A 16,305-nucleotide genomic window follows, 5' to 3' on the forward strand; every position below is an offset into this window, starting at 1 on the left:
ATTAATCTCCGATCTCTAAGTTCATAGGCAATTTTGTTAGATTTTTAGGTTTTACCAGCCAGAAATTTCTTACTTCTACTCTAAAATTATCAAGCAGCTCTTTTGCTTTTTTGCTCTGAGTCTCAACAACATAATCTTTAAGAAGTTTTTTAAGATAGTGTCTTGCTTCATCGGTTTCATCCGTATCGATTCTTACAAGCTCTACTAATTCACGATTTACATTTTCTACAAATTTATGCTCTTCATCATAAACAAAACTGATTCCGCCTGTCATACCCGCACCAAAGTTTATTCCAGTACGACCTAATATTACTACAACACCGCCTGTCATATACTCGCAGGCATTGTCGCCTGTTCCTTCAACAATTGCAAGCGCTCCAGAATTTCGAACTGCAAATCTCTCACCCACACTTCCTGAGATATAAAGTTTTCCGCCAGTTGCGCCGTAAAGACATGTATTTCCTCCCGCAGCAAACTCTTCGCCGCTGTTTTTAGAGGTAATTACTATCTTACCGCCATGCATACCTTTTCCAATATAGTCATTTGCTACACCATTTAAGTATATTGATACCCCGTGAATCAAAAATGCACCGAGTGCTTGTCCTGAAATACCTGTAAGATTAATTCTAATTGTATCGGAATTCAAACCTTTATCACCATAATATTCGGCTATTTCACCACTAATAAGCGCACCAAAACTTCTATTTACATTTGTAATATTTCTGCTTATTCTTACCGGATACTCAGGATGCTTGATAGCGCTCATTGCCTCTTTTAATACATCTTTTTCAAAATCATTTTTATCAAATGGAGGATTGAATTTTTGTTGATGTGTATTTGTTCCATCTTCTTGATGTAAAACTGCACTAAAATCAAATTTTTGAGCAAAATCGTTATCTACGACTTTCAACAAATCACTTCTTCCAATCATCTCCTGCATTGTTTTAAATCCGAGTTCTGCCATAATAGAACGGATATCTTCTGCTAAAAGCGTAAAGTAGTTTATAAGCTGATCGACATGTCCTTTAAAGAACTCTTGACGAAGTTTTTCATTTTGCGTAGCAATACCCACCGAACACTTATTTACATGACATATTCTAAGCATTTTACAGCCTACGATTGTTAAAACTCCAGTTCCAAAACCATAGCTCTCAGCACCAAGCAGTGCTGCTTTTACCACATCCAGACCAGATTTCAGACCTCCGTCTGTTTGAAGTTCAACAACTTTTCTAAGATTATTTGCTTTTAATGCATTATGCGCTTCGCTAAGTCCAAGCTCCCATGGATTTCCTGCAAATTTGATGGAAGTCAGAGGTGCAGCACCTGTTCCGCCGTCTCCGCCGGATATAATAATCTTATCTGCATACGCTTTAGCAACACCTGCAGCAATTGTTCCTACGCCGATAGTTGAAACCAACTTAACCGCAACTCTTGCTTTTGGATTTACCTGCTTTACATCAAAAATAAGCTGTGCCAAATCCTCAATCGAGTAGATATCATGATGAGGCGGAGGGGAAATAAGCGTAACACCCGGAACTGTGTGGCGAAGTTTTGCAATAAGTGCCGATACTTTATGCCCCGGAAGCTGTCCACCTTCACCCGGTTTTGCACCTTGAGCGACTTTTATCTGAATCTCTTCAGCACTTCTAAGATATGCAGGAGTTACTCCAAAACGCCCTGAAGCAACCTGCTTTATTTTTGAATTTCTCTCTGTTTCAAAACGCTCTGGATCTTCTCCACCCTCTCCACAGTTTGATTGTGCTCCGATTCTATTCATAGCTATAGCAATTGTCTCATGCGCCTCAGGACTTATAGAACCAAGACTCATAGCAGCTGAAGCAAATCTTTTAAATATTTCCTCTTTTGGCTCAACTTCAGAGATATCAATCGGTTTTCTGTTCGACTTTATCTCAAAGAAATCACGAATAAATTTCAATCCTCTTCTGTTTACCAAATCTCTTAATTTTTCATAATCTTTTTTACTTCCGCTCTCTGCTGTTGCATGAATAGCATGAATAATCTCAGGTCCAAAATCATGATGCTCTTGACCGCTATAAAATTTATAGTATCCGCCTATATTTAAAGGAAATATCTTATTGAATCCACTCTCTTGAAAAGCATCTTTGTGATACTTTGTAAGTCTCTCATCTATATCGTTATAATCAAGTCCGTTTAGTGCAGAGTTTGAAGCGCCAAAGCACTCATTTACTATCTCACGACTAAGACCCATTACATCAAAAAGACCTGAATTTCTATATGAAGCTATAGTTGAAATACCCATTTTAGACATGATTTTAAGTATTCCCGCATTTAGTGAGCCGTGAACAGCTTTTAATGCTACACTGCAATCCACGCTAATTGCATTAGATCTTTTAGTATGTTCAATAACTGTTTCAGCTAAAAGTTTGGGATGAATCGCATTTGCGCCGTAACCTATAAGAACAGCAGCACTATGGGAGTCATATACTTCACCGCTCACTGCAACCATAGATGCAAGATGGCGTACTTTTGCTTTTAACAAAGCGATATTAAGACATCCGATAGCCATTGCCATCGGAATAATTTTCTTTGTTTTGCTAAAATCGCTATCATCAAGTATAATAATTCTTGTGCCTTCATTTTTTACTGAATTAATAACATTTTCTACCAATACATCCAATGACTTTTTCAAATCCTTCTCATATGCAGTAGAGAATGTTTTATTGCGATAAAAATCCTGATAACTCGGAGATTTTTTATCTCCGAATGATTTTAAAATAGTTAACTTTTCGCTTGTAATAATAGGAGAAACAGATTTAAGACGGTGCGCGTGAAACGGAACTTCATCGAGTATATTGTGAACCTCGCCAAAACCCGTATTTAAACTCATAACAACTTTTTCTCTAATCGGGTCAATAGGAGGATTTGTAACCTGAGCAAATTTTTGTTTAAAAAAGTCACTAAATGCTCTTTGTTTATTTGAAAAAGCTGCAAGCGGTGTATCGTCTCCCATGGAACCGACAGCCTCTTTGCCCTCTAAAATCATCGGCTCTATAACCTGCTCTATTACCTCATGTGTAATATTGAAGTATCTCTGTCTAGCGACAAGCTCCTCTTTTGTGTACTCTGAATCTGACATATATTGGTCTACAACATGCTCTTGAAGATAAATCATATGCTCATTAAGCCATTTCATATATGAGTTTGAGCTTTTTAAATAGTCATTAATATCACTGTTTTTAAAAATTTTTCCAAATTTAAGATCAAGTCCTATCATCTCTCCTGATTGAAGACGCCCTCTCTCTTTAATATCTTTTTCAGGAATATCGACAACACCGTACTCGCTTGCTATAAGAAGCGTATCATCTTTTGTAATGATATATTTTGATGGGCGAAGCCCGTTTCTATCAAGCACACATCCAACATATCTTCCATCTGTCACGGAGAATGCTGCAGGTCCGTCCCACGCTTCAAAAACGGTAGATTGAAACTCATAAAATGCACGAAGTTCAGGGTCCATGTGCGGAGCATTTTGCCAAGCTGCAGGAATAACCGCGCGCACTGCTTTAAAAAAGTCCATGCCGTTTACAAGCAAAAACTCAAAAAAGTTATCTGCAGAAGCACTGTCTGAAGATCTAGGCTGTAAGATAGGCAGTATTCTTTGAATCTCTTCATCTGTAAAAACTTCACTTTTTATAGATTCAGATTTTATCTCTACATTGAAGCGGTTCCCCTCAACAGAGTTAATTTCGCCGTTATGAGCAACTGCGCGAAACGGCTGAGCAAGCCTCCACTCCGGCAATGTATTTGTTGAAAATCTTTGGTGAAAGAGTGAAAATGAGATTTTAAAATTCTCATCTTGCAAATCTTTATAGAACTCTTTTATATGCGTAGGCATTACAAGCCCTTTGTATGAAAGAACTTTTGAGCTCATAGATGCTATATAAAAATCTTTGTCATCTGCTAGTTTATGCTCGCTCTCTTTGCGTGATAAATATAGAAGTGCATCAAATCTATTTGTAGCCATAATTGAGTTTGGAATTATGAATAGTTGAACAATATTTGGGAGAGAAGCCAAGGCCTGCTCTCCAAGTGCATTTGAGTCTATTGGAACATCTCTTTGAAGAACAATTTTTAAATCATTTGCTTCAGAAATTTCTTCTATAATATCTAAGTGTTTTTTATCTTTAGTAAAAACTGAAGCAACTGCAAACTGTTTTGGCAGCTCAATACCCTTTTTTGTTGCCTCTTTACGAAGAAATTCTTCCGGAAGTGAAAAAAGAAGACCGCTTCCATCTCCGGTTTTACCGTCTGCCGCTACTGCACCCCGGTGCATCATTCTTTCCAATGCCGTAACTGCATCATTTAAAACTTTGTGCGATGCTATATTTTTAATATTAGCAACAAGCCCGAAACCACAATTATCTTTAAATGATCTCAATAAATCATGATGTTCAACCATATAAACTCCTATATTTTGTAATTATTTATAATTTTTTTTACAAATTTAATCTATTTTTAAAGAAACTTGTTCTATTTAGAGATAGAACTTGCATTATACGGTTTAAAGGTTTAAAAAAATATAATATCAAAATAATTTTATTAGAAAAAATACAATATGTGAAGTAAAGAAGCAAAACAATGCAAGGATTTATTCTAAATCTTAATAAAGTAAAAGATGAAGATTTAATTGTTACTATCTTATCAAGAGAGAGCTTAGATACTCTTTATAGATTTTATGGAGCGAGACATGGAGCTATCAATCTTGGCTTTAAGATAGATTATGAGAAAGAGGCCTCTTCAAAATCATCAATACATAGACTAAAAGATGTAATCCATATAGGATTTAAATGGATAAATGATTATAAACTTTTAAAATTGTGGCAGGATTTTTGCGCACTTTTTTATAAACATCTTAAAGATACAGATGATCTTGATGTTTTTTACTTTGAACTTTTAGACAGTGCCTCACAAATCTGGAACAAACAAAACCCAAAAAGAGTTGCAGTAGAGTCATATATCAAACTGCTTGAATATGAGGGAAGATTACACACAGAGTTTGAATGTTTTTTATGCTCTAGTGCAATAGAAGAAGATGATATTTCTCTTATTCGCGCATTTTTACCGACCCACAAAGAGTGCTCTCATACTTTTAGAGTAAAAAAAGATGCTTTAAATGAGTTGTTTAAAAACAAATCAACACTTTTTTTAAACGATGAAGAAGTAGACAGACTGTGGTATATTTTACTTGAAGGGTTGTAGCTAATTTTTTTTAGCTACAAGAGAAGCAACTTTAATTTTTTCGCCTCTTAAATTTATATCGATTTTCTCTTCATAGTATATAACATCAAGTCCTATAAAAGAGTGCAGAAGTTCATTTTTACGCAAAAGATAATCTAGATTTGTAGTTGGAAGATTAAAATCACCATGTGCAACTATAAATGTTTCAAACATTAAAACACCACCGCTTTTTAAAGCATCTTTCATTTGTGAAACTAAACGACGGTTGAGATAGTTTATATTTACGATTAAATCATACTTATTTGGAGTCAAATTATATTTATCCAAATCTGTATCAATTTTTGTAATAGTTGCACTGTTTTTAACTTTGCCAAGAGCATAATCAGATATATCAACAGCATCTACCATAAAACCTAAATCAGATAAATAGTGCGCATTTCTGCCTGTTCCGCATGCTATATCTATAGCATCTCCTATTTTTGCATGCTCAATATATTTCTCAATCAAAGGAGAAACACTTTGCGGCATTGGATTGTCTAAATATCTCTCATTCCATCTCTGTTTATCTTCTATCATGCAATAAATCCTTTTTATGATAATCTATTTTTATAATCTTGATATCCAAACTCTTTTATAATATCTAGAGTTTTATCTTCTTTTAGTATAACCAATGATGGTAACTTAATGCCATTAAAAGTAGTATTTTTTACAAAAGTATAATGAATTTGATCTTCAAATATAACAGTATCACCAACTTTAAGCGGTTCATCAAATGAGTAGTCTCCCATAATATCGCCTGCCAAACATGTATTTCCGCCAAATCGGTATGTATGTTTTTTCTCACCGGCTTCGCCGCTTCCACGAACCATAGCACGATAGGGCATAGCAAGAGTATCAGGCATATGAGCCTCTGCTGAAGTGTCTAAAATAGCTATATCCATGCCATTGTGAACAATATCCAAGACACTGCTTACCAAAACACCCGTTTCCCATCCCACAGCTTCACCTGGTTCCAAATATACATCGACGCCGTATTTAGCTCTAAACTCTTTAATAATTCGAATAAGTTTTTCAACATCATATCCCTTTTTTGTTATATGATGTCCGCCGCCAAAATTTATATACTTCATACTTTTAAAATATTTTGAAAATTTTGTCTCAAATGCCGCTAAAACATCTTCAAGCGCATCAACATTCTGTTCACAGAGTGCGTGAAAATTGAGTCCTTTAATATGTTCTAAAACTCTCTCGTCAAAATTTGCAAATGTTGTTCCAAGCCTGCTGTACAAACCGCATGGATTGTAGATATCCTTTGGGGAAGAGGATTGTTCCGGGTTGATTCTTAAAGACATACTTATATTTGGATTTATATTTTTCACTCTATCACAATATTTAAAAAGCTGGTTTGGAGAGTTAAATACAATATGATCAGATATCTCAGCTATCTGATCTATATCTTCATCTTTGTAAGCAGGCGAATATGTATGTACCTCTAAATTTGGATCATCTTTTGCAAACTCTTCTCTAGCAAGCAGTGCCTCGTGAAGTCCGCTTGAAGTACATCCCTTTAGATACTGTTTCACCAAAGGAAATGTACTCCACATAGCAAAACCTTTTAGAGCCAAAATAACTTTTGCTCCACTCTCTTTTTGCACATAATCTAATATTTCAAGATTTGCGCGAAGAAGTGATTCATCGCACATATAGTATGGTGTATTGATTTTTTTACTCATAACTACTCTGTATCTAGCTCTTTTATCTGCCAAGGAAGTCCTTGCGTATTCATCTCATCCATAAATGGATCAGGATTCATCTGCTCCATGTTAAAGACTCCCTTGCCGCTCCAGATGCCTTTTAGCATCAGTTTTGCGCCTATCATTGCCGGAACGCCTGTTGTATAGGACACTCCCTGAGAGTTTGTTTCCCTGTAGCACTCTTCATGATCTTTTACCTGATAGATATATATCTTTCTCTTTTTGCCGTCTTTAATTCCCTCTGCGACAATACCGATATTTGTTTTGCCTTTTGTGCGAGGACCCAAAGATGCTGGATCAGGAAGAAGTGTTTTTAAAAACTCTATCGGGACTATCTTCATTCCCTTATGTTCAACAGGCTCAATTCCCAACATCCCGACATTCTCCAAACACTTCATATGCGTCAGATAGCTCTGCCCGAAAGTCATAAAAAATCTTATACGCTTTAATCCTTTGATATGTTTTACGAGCGATTCCATCTCTTCGTGATAGAGCAGGTAGCTGTCTTTTGGACCAACCTCAGGATAATCCCAAACCATTTTTATCTCCATTGGCTCAGTCTCGATCCATTTGCCATTTTCCCAATAGCGCCCTTTTGAAGAGACTTCTCTTAGGTTAATTTCAGGGTTGAAGTTTGTTGCAAACGGGTATCCGTGATCGCCTGCGTTACAATCCAAAATATCTATGGTGTGGATCTCGTCAAAGTAATGCTTCTGTGCATATGCACAAAATATGTTTGTTGCCCCGGGGTCAAATCCGCTGCCCAAAAGTCCCATAATTCCAGCTTCTTTAAACTTCTCATCCCTTGCCCACTGAAGTTTATACTCAAACTTCGCTTCATCTGGATGTTCATAGTTTGCGGTATCAAGATATGGTGTTTTTGTAGCAATACATGCATCCATAATTGTCAAATCTTGATAAGGAAGTGCAACATTTATAACTATATCTGGTTTACATAAATTGATAAGTTTAATAACATCTTCTGTTTTATCAGCATCCACAGAAGCCACTTCTATATCTGCATTTGGAAGTTCATCTTTTATCTCTTGGCATTTACTAAGCGTTCTGCTTGCCAATACTATATGACCGAATACATCAGCATTTTGCACGCACTTATGCACAACTACGCGACCTACTCCACCAGCACCAATTATTAATGTTGTTCTCAAATCTTCATCCTTTTAATTTAGTTTTACAGTTTATTACTCTGTCTCTAAGCTCGTTTGCTTTAATTTCTTCTGAAATTGGTTCTCCAAAGCAAACGACAATCTCTCTTTTTTTCAAAAAACATCTTTTTGCATCACCTTTGTGTCTTGAAAATATACTTCCAAAAACACCGTCTATATAAAAAGGAACTATTACAGAACCGCCTTTATCGATAAATTCATAGCCTCTATAAAATTTTGCAACATCAGAACTTCTGGAAATTTCACCCTCCGGAAATATAGCTATTATTTTACCATTTTTTAATCTTTTTGAAGCCTCATAAAATGAATCTTTGGAAGCTTTTTTAGATATTGGAATAAGCTCTGCTTTTTTAAAAATCCAATTAAAGACTCTCCAGTTGTAAATATCTTTATCTATCATATAATTAATTCGCTTCTCTATTGGAAGCTGAACCACAAACCAGTCTATCCAGCTTACATGATTTCCAACAAGCATTACAGCTCTATCTTTAGGAATATTTTGTAAACCTATATATCTGAATCTGTAGCGAATTTTAAATATAAACTCCAACAATGTCCAGCTCGCCATAATAAAATAGCGTCTAAAAAGCATAACACTCAGATATAGTCCCACAAAAGCCATGATATAAAAAAGTATCTGCGCATCTGCCGAAAAATATGCAAAAAGCGTTGTTACTATCAAAAATGTAAACATAAAAAGAGTTTGAACAAAATTATTTCCAGCCAAAATAGTTCCCAAATGCACATTTGGTGATAGATACTGGATTTTTGAGTTTAACGGAACTATAAACAGACCAGAAAACAGACCAAAGAGCATAAACTCTATACTAAGAAGTATAACAGATGTTGTAAATGGAATGCAAAGCAAAATCAGCGTAATTCCGGCAGCACTTATTGCAGAGAGAGCTGTATTTATATAGTATTTTGAAAAATTTGCCGCAACTATTGAGCCAAAGACTATGCCAATAACCGCAAGTGCCATAATGCCTTGAACTACAACAGCATTTGTAATACCCAGAGCACTTTTTGCATATTCACCAAATATAGCCAAAACAACTTGAGATATCGCCCAAAAAAGACCAAGAGCTATAATAGAGTCAAATATCTCTTTTTTTCTCTTTATCATAATAATATTTTTTTTGAGATATGCGCCCATAATATATCTTTTAAATCTAAATTCTCTTCTGCTCTTTTCTACCATTTTATTTGGCAATTTTGAAGCTAGCACAAATTCTACAACAGAGCCTAGAACCAAAAGCCAGCCCAGCGGTGCTATGATATGCAAGATATCCTCTTTTGTACTAAAATTATCTTGAAGCAAAGCCTCAAAAAGTGCTGTATAAAAAATGATTCCTAAAAGTATAGCAGCAGTAGTCGTCGCTTGAACGGCACCATTTCCGGCACTTATAAATTTTACGCCGACTAGTTCTTTTATATATCCATATTTTGCAGGTCCATATATAGCACTCTGAAGAGCCAGTAAAAAAGTCATGGCAAAAGCCGTAAAAAACCAGCCTTGATAATAGGAGTATGTGATAATAAGGGTTATAACCACTGCAAGAAGCGAAGAGTATTTCATAATAATATTTTTAGCGAATCTATCAGCCAAAAAACCAGCCGGAGAGAACATAAGAATAAAAGGCAGAAGCATAAGAGAGTTTACAATTGCTGTTAAAATAATCTGTGTAGTGCCGTCATACACTTTAAAGATTGTGTTTTGAATGATTATCTTATGACCTAAATCAGTAAAAGCATTTAAAAAAACAACCGCCAAATAGTTTACTACTCCGGCAATGGCAAACATCTTTTTCACGCTTTATTAATCACTCTCTACAGCCAATGTTGTACTCCAGCCTTCGTAATAGCCATGCTCTTTTTTAACAAGCTCATACAACTCTTCTACAACTTTTTTTATCTCTTCGTTTGTAACTGCGTGCTCTTTTAGCAAAGCCGCGCCATATTCAAACTCTTCACTGCTGATATCATCTTTGAATCTAAATCCGTTTTGTAAAGCATTTTGAACAAATCTCTCTTTTTGCGAAGAAGTATCAAAAGAGACATAATGCTCTACATCTCTTGAAATAAGGAGATCATCGCCCTCTTCTTGAAGCAAAAAGATAATCTTGTCACTTTGAATATTGTGAAATTCCAGCTCAGTAGGAAAAAGATTTTTACTGTAAAAATCCCACTTTGCATCTTTTACAATACTGCTTTCATATTTATATCCGCTCTCTTTAAGCATATGTGCAACAATTGATTCTAAATTTTTCGAATTTTTTGCATAAAAATAAAATTCATGCCAACCCTCATTAACTCTACTACCGACATACTTTGCTCTATTCTCATGCTCAAGAGCTATAATAATAGACTCTTTTGTCTCTAAAAATGCATCAAAAGCATCACTATCTTCATCTATTTTGCTTGATTTTATAAATAAACTAAATAACCATGGATTAGAATCTTGAAAATCTTCTGTATCAATATCTACCTCTATATGAACCGACTCAGAATCTTCAACTCTATTAAATATTTCTCTCATACACCAACTTCATTTGAATTTTTAACTCAATTTTTATATATCAATCACTTCATTTACTTCTAGCCCAAAACCGCTTAATCCGACAAACTCAGTTGTTTTTGCAGAAGTTAAAAGATTCATTTTTGATATACCAAAAGATTTTAGTATTTGCGCACCTATGCCAAACTCCTTCATAGCAGCATTATCATGATGCGTCGGTTTATTGATAAAAATCAAAATACCGCTGTTTTTCTTAAAATACTCTATTGAAGATATTAGATTATTGTATTTTTTTTGATTTAAAAGAAGCTCCATATCTGGTATAACATTATGTACTCTTACATTTGCAACTGAAGTTACTTTATGAAATACTATCGCTGTATGTTCAATTTTGTCATGATCCGCAAATGTATATTTTTTTACCTTTACGCCAAAAAATTCAACTTCTTGTACATCTATTTCATTTACAAGTCTCTCGTTTGCAAGACGATACTCGACAATATCGGAGATAAAAACAGTTTTTAGATTATGCTTTTCTCCAAATAGATCCAAATCATCGCGTCTAGCCATAGTACCGTCTTCTTTGATGATTTCACAGATAACAGCCGATTCGCTAAGACCTGCAAGACGACAAAGATCAACAGAGCCTTCTGTATGACCGGTTCTTACAAGTGTTCCGCCATCTTTTGCTATAAGAGGAAATATATGACCCGGCTTTACCAACTCATCAGCATGACTTATAGGATTAGCCAAAATTTTAATAGTATCGTCTCTCTCAGCTGCAGAGATTCCCGTTAGCGCATTCTTCGCATCAACGGAAACCGTAAAAGCTGTTTCATATGAAGATGTATTTGAACTTACCATTGGATTTAACTCAAGACGCGCAGCAATACTTCTACTGATAGCAACACATATAAGTCCTTTTGCATGTGTAGCCATAAAATTTACATTTGCAGGCGTAGAAAAAGCTGAAGCGTAAACTAAATCACCCTCATTTTCTCTATCTTCATCATCAATCATTATGACCATATGCCCTTTTTTTATCTCATCAATCGCTTCTAATACTCTTTGTGTAGGTGTCATGTATACTTCTTTATAATTTAATTAACACAATTGTATATAAAAGTTGATTAATTTTAGTTCAAACCACTGTTTTGAAAACTTATTTATTATTTTCTTGACAAAGAGAGCTTATTTGCCTATAATTCCACTCCAACAAACATAAATTAACTTTGTTTGTAAGTAACGCGGAATAGAGCAGTTCGGTAGCTCGTCGGGCTCATAACCCGAAGGTCACAGGTTCAAATCCTGTTTCCGCAACCAAATTTTACTTTTCACTATTGGGGTATCGCCAAGCGGTAAGGCCGCGGCTTTTGGTGCCGCTATTCGGGGGTTCGAATCCCTCTACCCCATCCACTTCTACAATAAAATGATTAATTTTTGTTTTAGTCTAGAAAGTTTTGACTTAAGAATACTGAAGTATCTAAAGAAAACACTGACGAAGATTAAAGCCAAAAGTGCCATTTTAAAATATCGCGGAATAGAGCAGTTCGGTAGCTCGTCGGGCTCATAACCCGAAGGTCACAGGTTCAAATCCTGTTTCCGCAACCAATCAAATCATTTAAATATACTATCATTAGCTTTTAAAAAAATCCTTCTAAACAAATAAATTTTCTACTTTACTATCCAAAGATGGCTGTACCAGTACCATTTGCCATCTTTTGCCTGGGCGGTGCAGGTGTATCTGTCTCTTGGGCTTTTAAGCTTATCTTCTGCTTTGATCTTTACTTTTGTTGGAGAGATCCATTCAAGAGACACTGTTTTGCCGCTTGAGAGGTAACATCCTAAATTTTTCAACGGTTTTTTCAACTCTATTGTCAATGTAGGCGGATTTTTTGATGCTGTTAAAGGCTCTTTTGGCGATATCTCTTTTACAGGAAGAGGAAGAGTGTTTAGCTTTAAAACAAAACCTTCCATATTTCCAAAAAACTCCGACATAGGAAAACGAGCCAGAGTTTTTGTATCACTATGCATACCTATAGGACCTGATGTTTGTGTAACGCTGACATACCCCAGACTTCGAATAAAATCAGCCGTTTGCATACTATATTCTCCATAAGGGTAGGAGAAGAGTTTTGGATTTTTATTTGTATTATCTCCAAGCTCCTCTTGCAATCTTTTCTGTGCAGTTTTAAGCTCATATTTTATGCGGTTTTGCCATATCTGCTCATCTTCGCCATCTTTGGGTATCATATAGTCATGTGTTTTGGAGTGGTTGGCAAATTCTGCTCCAAAAGACTGCATCTCTCGCATCTGCTCCCAACTCATATAGTTTTTGGATCTATTGTCTATCGGCGTACTGTTTACAAAGACGGTAAAAGGAAAGTTTTTCTCTTTAAGTTTTGCAAAGGCTTCTGTGTAAACACTGACATAAGCATCATCCATAGTTAATGCAACAACTTTTTTTGGGATTGCTCTGCCATCTAAAAGATAACGGACAATCTTGGAAAGAGGCCAAACCTTATAATCATTTTGCGATAAATACTCCAGATGCTTTTCAAACTGCTCCATCCTGATATTTGTAGATGGATATTTTGATTCTCCAAAACGGTGGTACATAAAGACAACTGCTCCCTCATCATCCAAATAAGCACTATTTTGAGCACTCAAAAATTCGACAAATAAGAGCAAAAGTAAAAAACTTAGTAACATTTTTTTCATTTTTAAAATCCGTTTTTTCTTTTACTATAGCAAAATTATGGTTGCCAATCCAAGAAAACTGAAAAATCCTACGATATCAGTAACCGTTGTAAGAATCACTGATGAACCGACAGCCGGATCAATATCTGCCTTTTGAAGAAGAAGAGGGATGAGTGAGCCGAAAAAACCCGCCGTGATGATGTTGATAACCATGGAAGCAGCTATAATCACTCCAAGCATAGGCATAGAAAACCACATCCAAGCTATAAGACCGATAACGACTGCAAATATAAAACCGTTCATAAGAGCTAAATAGACCTCTTTTAATATGGTCTCTTTCGCATCTTCGAGGCTAATGTCTCCAAGCGCCATTTGACGAACTGTTACCGTCAGCGTCTGCGTTCCCGCATTTCCGCCCATAGATGCTACGATTGGCATTAAGACGGCAAGTGCAACAAACGACTGCAAAGTTGCATCAAAAAGACCGATGACAACCGATGCTGCAATAGCAGTTACAAGATTTATGCCAAGCCAGTAAGCACGATATTTTCCTATATGAAAAAGGCTTTCCTCCTGCTCTGCATCCTCATTAACACCCGCAAGATTATAGAGCTGCCCTGTTGCACGCTCCTCTATAATGTCATATATATCATCCGAGGTTATACGCCCAAGAAGCCTGCCTTTGGCATCGGTAACCGGAATTACCCCCATGTCGTACTTTGATGCAACCTCTACGACATCGTGAATATCATCCAAAGCTTTAACAGAGATAATATTTACCCCCTCTTTTACTAGCTCTCTATAATTAACATTTGGTCCAAGAAGTATCAAATCTTCCAGTGGAATTGAGCCCAAAAACTTATGATTTCTAGTCACCACATAAACCTGATAGACACTGTCTAGCTCTTTTTGGGCTTTTAGACGCTTAAGCCTTCGTATGGAGTCTCCTACCTGTTCATCTATAAATGCAGAAAAAAGCTCAGTCTGCATATATGCACCCGCTTCATACTCATCGTATGCGATAAGGGTCTGCAGGTTTTCTCTATCTTTGTACGGAAGACTCTCAAGAACCTTATGCGCTACTTCCTCATCGACCTCTTCTATGTTTCGAATAAGCTCAGCTGCATCATCCGTATCAAGCGTATTTAATAAAGAAGCAAGTTTATTTGGCGTAAAATACTTAGCTATCTCCTCATGGCAGTGACGAGGAAGTTCTATCATTACAAGCGCTTGAAGTTCTTGCGGAAGTTTAAAGAGCTCATCTAAGTAAAGTTGTTCATCTTCATCACGCAACTCAAGCAGATCTTCTGCGATATCGTAGGGGTGCAGACTAGTGTCAATACCCTCTAAATATTTTTCTACTTTATCTCTAAATGCATCAATCAACTCTTGCAGTGACAGTTTCATGTTTTCTCCCTATTTTTCGATCTCTAATTGCATCAGATAGGCATCACAACCGTCTCCGTAAAAAGCTTTAAATTTCTTAAGTTTGCTAAAGCCCATTTTTTTATACAAAGCAATCGCTGCTTCATTATCCGTACGCACTTCAAGAAGCACTCTTTTAAAACCTAAAGCCAAAATCTCTTGAAATGCCAATCGAAGCAGCTCTTGCGAAATTTTTCTATTGCGATATGCTTTACTGACTCCCAAAGAGTATATTTTGGCATTTTTTCGTTTAACGAGCACCAAGATATAACCTACTACCTTACCCTCAACCTCTGCTAAATAGAGCAGATTGTTTTTAATATGGTATAAAAAAGAAGCTCTTGAGAGAGGATAGTTTTCCACTGAAAACGACTCTTTTTCTAACACATATAGCGAAGCGGCATCGGATGTTTTGGCTTTTCTTATTATCATTTTTGGTAGATCGTATACTTTGGCACAAGCTTAAACGGACGATAAGACATCTTTACCTTGCGCAGATTTTCAAATCCCATGTCATCACCTACATTAATATATGAGATATTATAATGCTCTTTTAGCATCTTAGAAAACTCTCTAAAGATAAACTGAGCGCATCCCAAAATCTCAAAATCGGTTTTCTCTATAATAACCGTTGCCGTATCTTCGTTGATTCTCTCACCTACCGTAAAACCTTTTAGCTCGCCATTTATGTATATAACCAAACCGATTAAAGAGAGCTCTTCATAATATTTGAGCATCTGCTTTACCGCATGTCTCTCCTGATGAATCCCCTCTAAAAAGTGTTCTGCCTCCTCTTTTGGCATATATTTTACCCTATCAGAAACCCATTTGTTAAATAGATGCATAATCTCATCTTTATGTTTTATGTTCTCTAACTTTTCAATAACATAATCCGGATATGATTTCATAAACTTATTGATCTCTGTTCTTTTTGTGTGGTAACTGTTTCCGCGCAGATCTATAAGCGCATCTACTTCATAAACATAATCAACCAGTTTTCTCTCTACTATATAAGATTCAAGCATTTCAAACATACTCTGAGCTTCATCAGCACTTTGAATAAACTCTTCAAGCATAGAAGCCTGAACATAATCTATATGAGAGTAATATGGTGAAGAGTTATTTGTATTCATAATCTCAAAACAGCGAATAATTGCATCAGTTATATGTTTTTTCTTTCCTAAAGGAGGAAGAAGCATCGTTAACTCACCGCCCGTCATAACAAAGAGACAAAAACATTTGTTTATAATCGCGTAAAATCCGCTGCTGTTAGCCAGCCATATAAAGTTTGCGGCAAAAGTATAGTCGCTGATATCTACATCAAGCTTTGCCAAATACTCTTCCATAACAAGTTTTGTATTTATAGTAAATCGTTTCAATTTTTGTTTATTTACGGTTAAACGCCCCATAGAGTTCCTCTTTTTATTGTGTATAATAAATGGAATAATACATCTTTTTTTTATATTTGCAACACTAATTTTCATCTCTTTTAAAAAATATA

The 16,305-nt window shown here is 35.9% G+C and carries 12 protein-coding genes and 3 tRNA genes; 4 read left to right on the plus strand and 11 right to left on the minus strand.

The genetic code is table 11. The annotated features are described in order from the left end of the window. Position 1 precedes the first annotated feature (1 nt). The gene (gltB, locus tag CVO_RS05005; protein ID WP_159570475.1) at positions 2-4,441 is read right to left on the minus strand and encodes a glutamate synthase large subunit; all 4,440 of its coding nucleotides are present in this window, start codon (positions 4,439-4,441) and stop codon (positions 2-4) included. A gap of 179 nt (positions 4,442-4,620) precedes the next feature. Here gltB and recO point away from each other — a divergent pair, with 179 nt between their 5' ends. Then, positions 4,621-5,241 carry a recombination protein RecO gene (gene recO / locus CVO_RS05010; protein WP_159570478.1) on the plus strand — a complete coding sequence of 207 codons (621 nt, stop codon included), beginning with the start codon at positions 4,621-4,623 and terminating at the stop codon, positions 5,239-5,241. Here the strand turns inward: recO and CVO_RS05015 are convergent, their stop codons facing one another. The 6 genes from CVO_RS05015 to CVO_RS05040 are packed head-to-tail and all read right to left on the minus strand — an operon-like array spanning position 5,242 to position 11,762. Next, positions 5,242-5,796, minus strand: coding sequence for a class I SAM-dependent methyltransferase (locus CVO_RS05015; protein WP_152299277.1), 555 nt, complete (start codon positions 5,794-5,796; stop codon positions 5,242-5,244). It lies immediately after the preceding gene. Between the two features lie 14 nt (positions 5,797-5,810). After that, positions 5,811-6,953, minus strand: coding sequence for a carboxynorspermidine decarboxylase (gene nspC, locus CVO_RS05020; protein WP_159572155.1), 1,143 nt, complete (start codon positions 6,951-6,953; stop codon positions 5,811-5,813). A 2-nt stretch (positions 6,954-6,955) separates the two neighbouring features. Further along, complete coding sequence (locus CVO_RS05025) at positions 6,956-8,143, minus strand: saccharopine dehydrogenase family protein (protein WP_159570481.1); 1,188 nt, start codon at positions 8,141-8,143, stop codon at positions 6,956-6,958. A gap of 4 nt (positions 8,144-8,147) precedes the next feature. Then, positions 8,148-9,965 (minus strand): MFS transporter, encoded by a 1,818-nt coding sequence (locus CVO_RS05030; RefSeq protein ID WP_159572158.1) that lies wholly within the window; start codon positions 9,963-9,965, stop codon positions 8,148-8,150. Between the two features lie 15 nt (positions 9,966-9,980). Then, entirely contained in the window at positions 9,981-10,700 is a 720-nt protein-coding gene (locus tag CVO_RS05035) for a DUF695 domain-containing protein (RefSeq protein WP_159570484.1), read from the minus strand. A 33-nt stretch (positions 10,701-10,733) separates the two neighbouring features. After that, a complete protein-coding gene (locus CVO_RS05040) occupies positions 10,734-11,762 on the minus strand; it encodes a bifunctional 3,4-dihydroxy-2-butanone 4-phosphate synthase/GTP cyclohydrolase II (RefSeq protein WP_159570487.1) in 1,029 nt (342 codons plus the stop codon). A gap of 163 nt (positions 11,763-11,925) precedes the next feature. Here CVO_RS05040 and CVO_RS05045 point away from each other — a divergent pair. The 3 genes from CVO_RS05045 (at position 11,926) to CVO_RS05055 (ending at position 12,290) form a co-directional block, all read left to right on the plus strand. Then, positions 11,926-12,002 (plus strand) — tRNA-Met (locus CVO_RS05045). Between the two features lie 18 nt (positions 12,003-12,020). Beyond that, positions 12,021-12,095 (plus strand) — tRNA-Gln (locus CVO_RS05050). 118 nt (positions 12,096-12,213) lie between these two features. After that, a tRNA-Met gene (locus CVO_RS05055) sits at positions 12,214-12,290 on the plus strand. Between the two features lie 63 nt (positions 12,291-12,353). Here CVO_RS05055 and CVO_RS05060 read toward each other — a convergent pair. The 4 genes from CVO_RS05060 to CVO_RS05075 are packed head-to-tail and all read right to left on the minus strand — an operon-like array spanning position 12,354 to position 16,213. Continuing rightward, positions 12,354-13,400 (minus strand): polysaccharide deacetylase family protein, encoded by a 1,047-nt coding sequence (locus tag CVO_RS05060; protein WP_159570490.1) that lies wholly within the window; start codon positions 13,398-13,400, stop codon positions 12,354-12,356. A 24-nt stretch (positions 13,401-13,424) separates the two neighbouring features. After that, positions 13,425-14,786 carry a magnesium transporter gene (gene mgtE / locus CVO_RS05065; protein WP_159570493.1) on the minus strand — a complete coding sequence of 454 codons (1,362 nt, stop codon included), beginning with the start codon at positions 14,784-14,786 and terminating at the stop codon, positions 13,425-13,427. 9 nt (positions 14,787-14,795) lie between these two features. Continuing rightward, on the minus strand, positions 14,796-15,236 hold the full coding sequence (gene rimI, locus CVO_RS05070; protein WP_159570496.1) for a ribosomal protein S18-alanine N-acetyltransferase: 441 nt from the start codon (positions 15,234-15,236) through the stop codon (positions 14,796-14,798). Beyond that, on the minus strand, positions 15,233-16,213 hold the full coding sequence (locus CVO_RS05075) for a DUF2156 domain-containing protein (RefSeq protein ID WP_152299269.1): 981 nt from the start codon (positions 16,211-16,213) through the stop codon (positions 15,233-15,235). The genes rimI and CVO_RS05075 overlap by 4 nt, the downstream gene beginning before the upstream one ends. Between the last annotated feature and the right edge of the window lie 92 nt (positions 16,214-16,305).

This window comes from Sulfurimonas sp. CVO (assembly GCF_009883775.1).
Classification (GTDB): Bacteria; Campylobacterota; Campylobacteria; order Campylobacterales; family Sulfurimonadaceae; genus Sulfurimonas; species Sulfurimonas xiamenensis.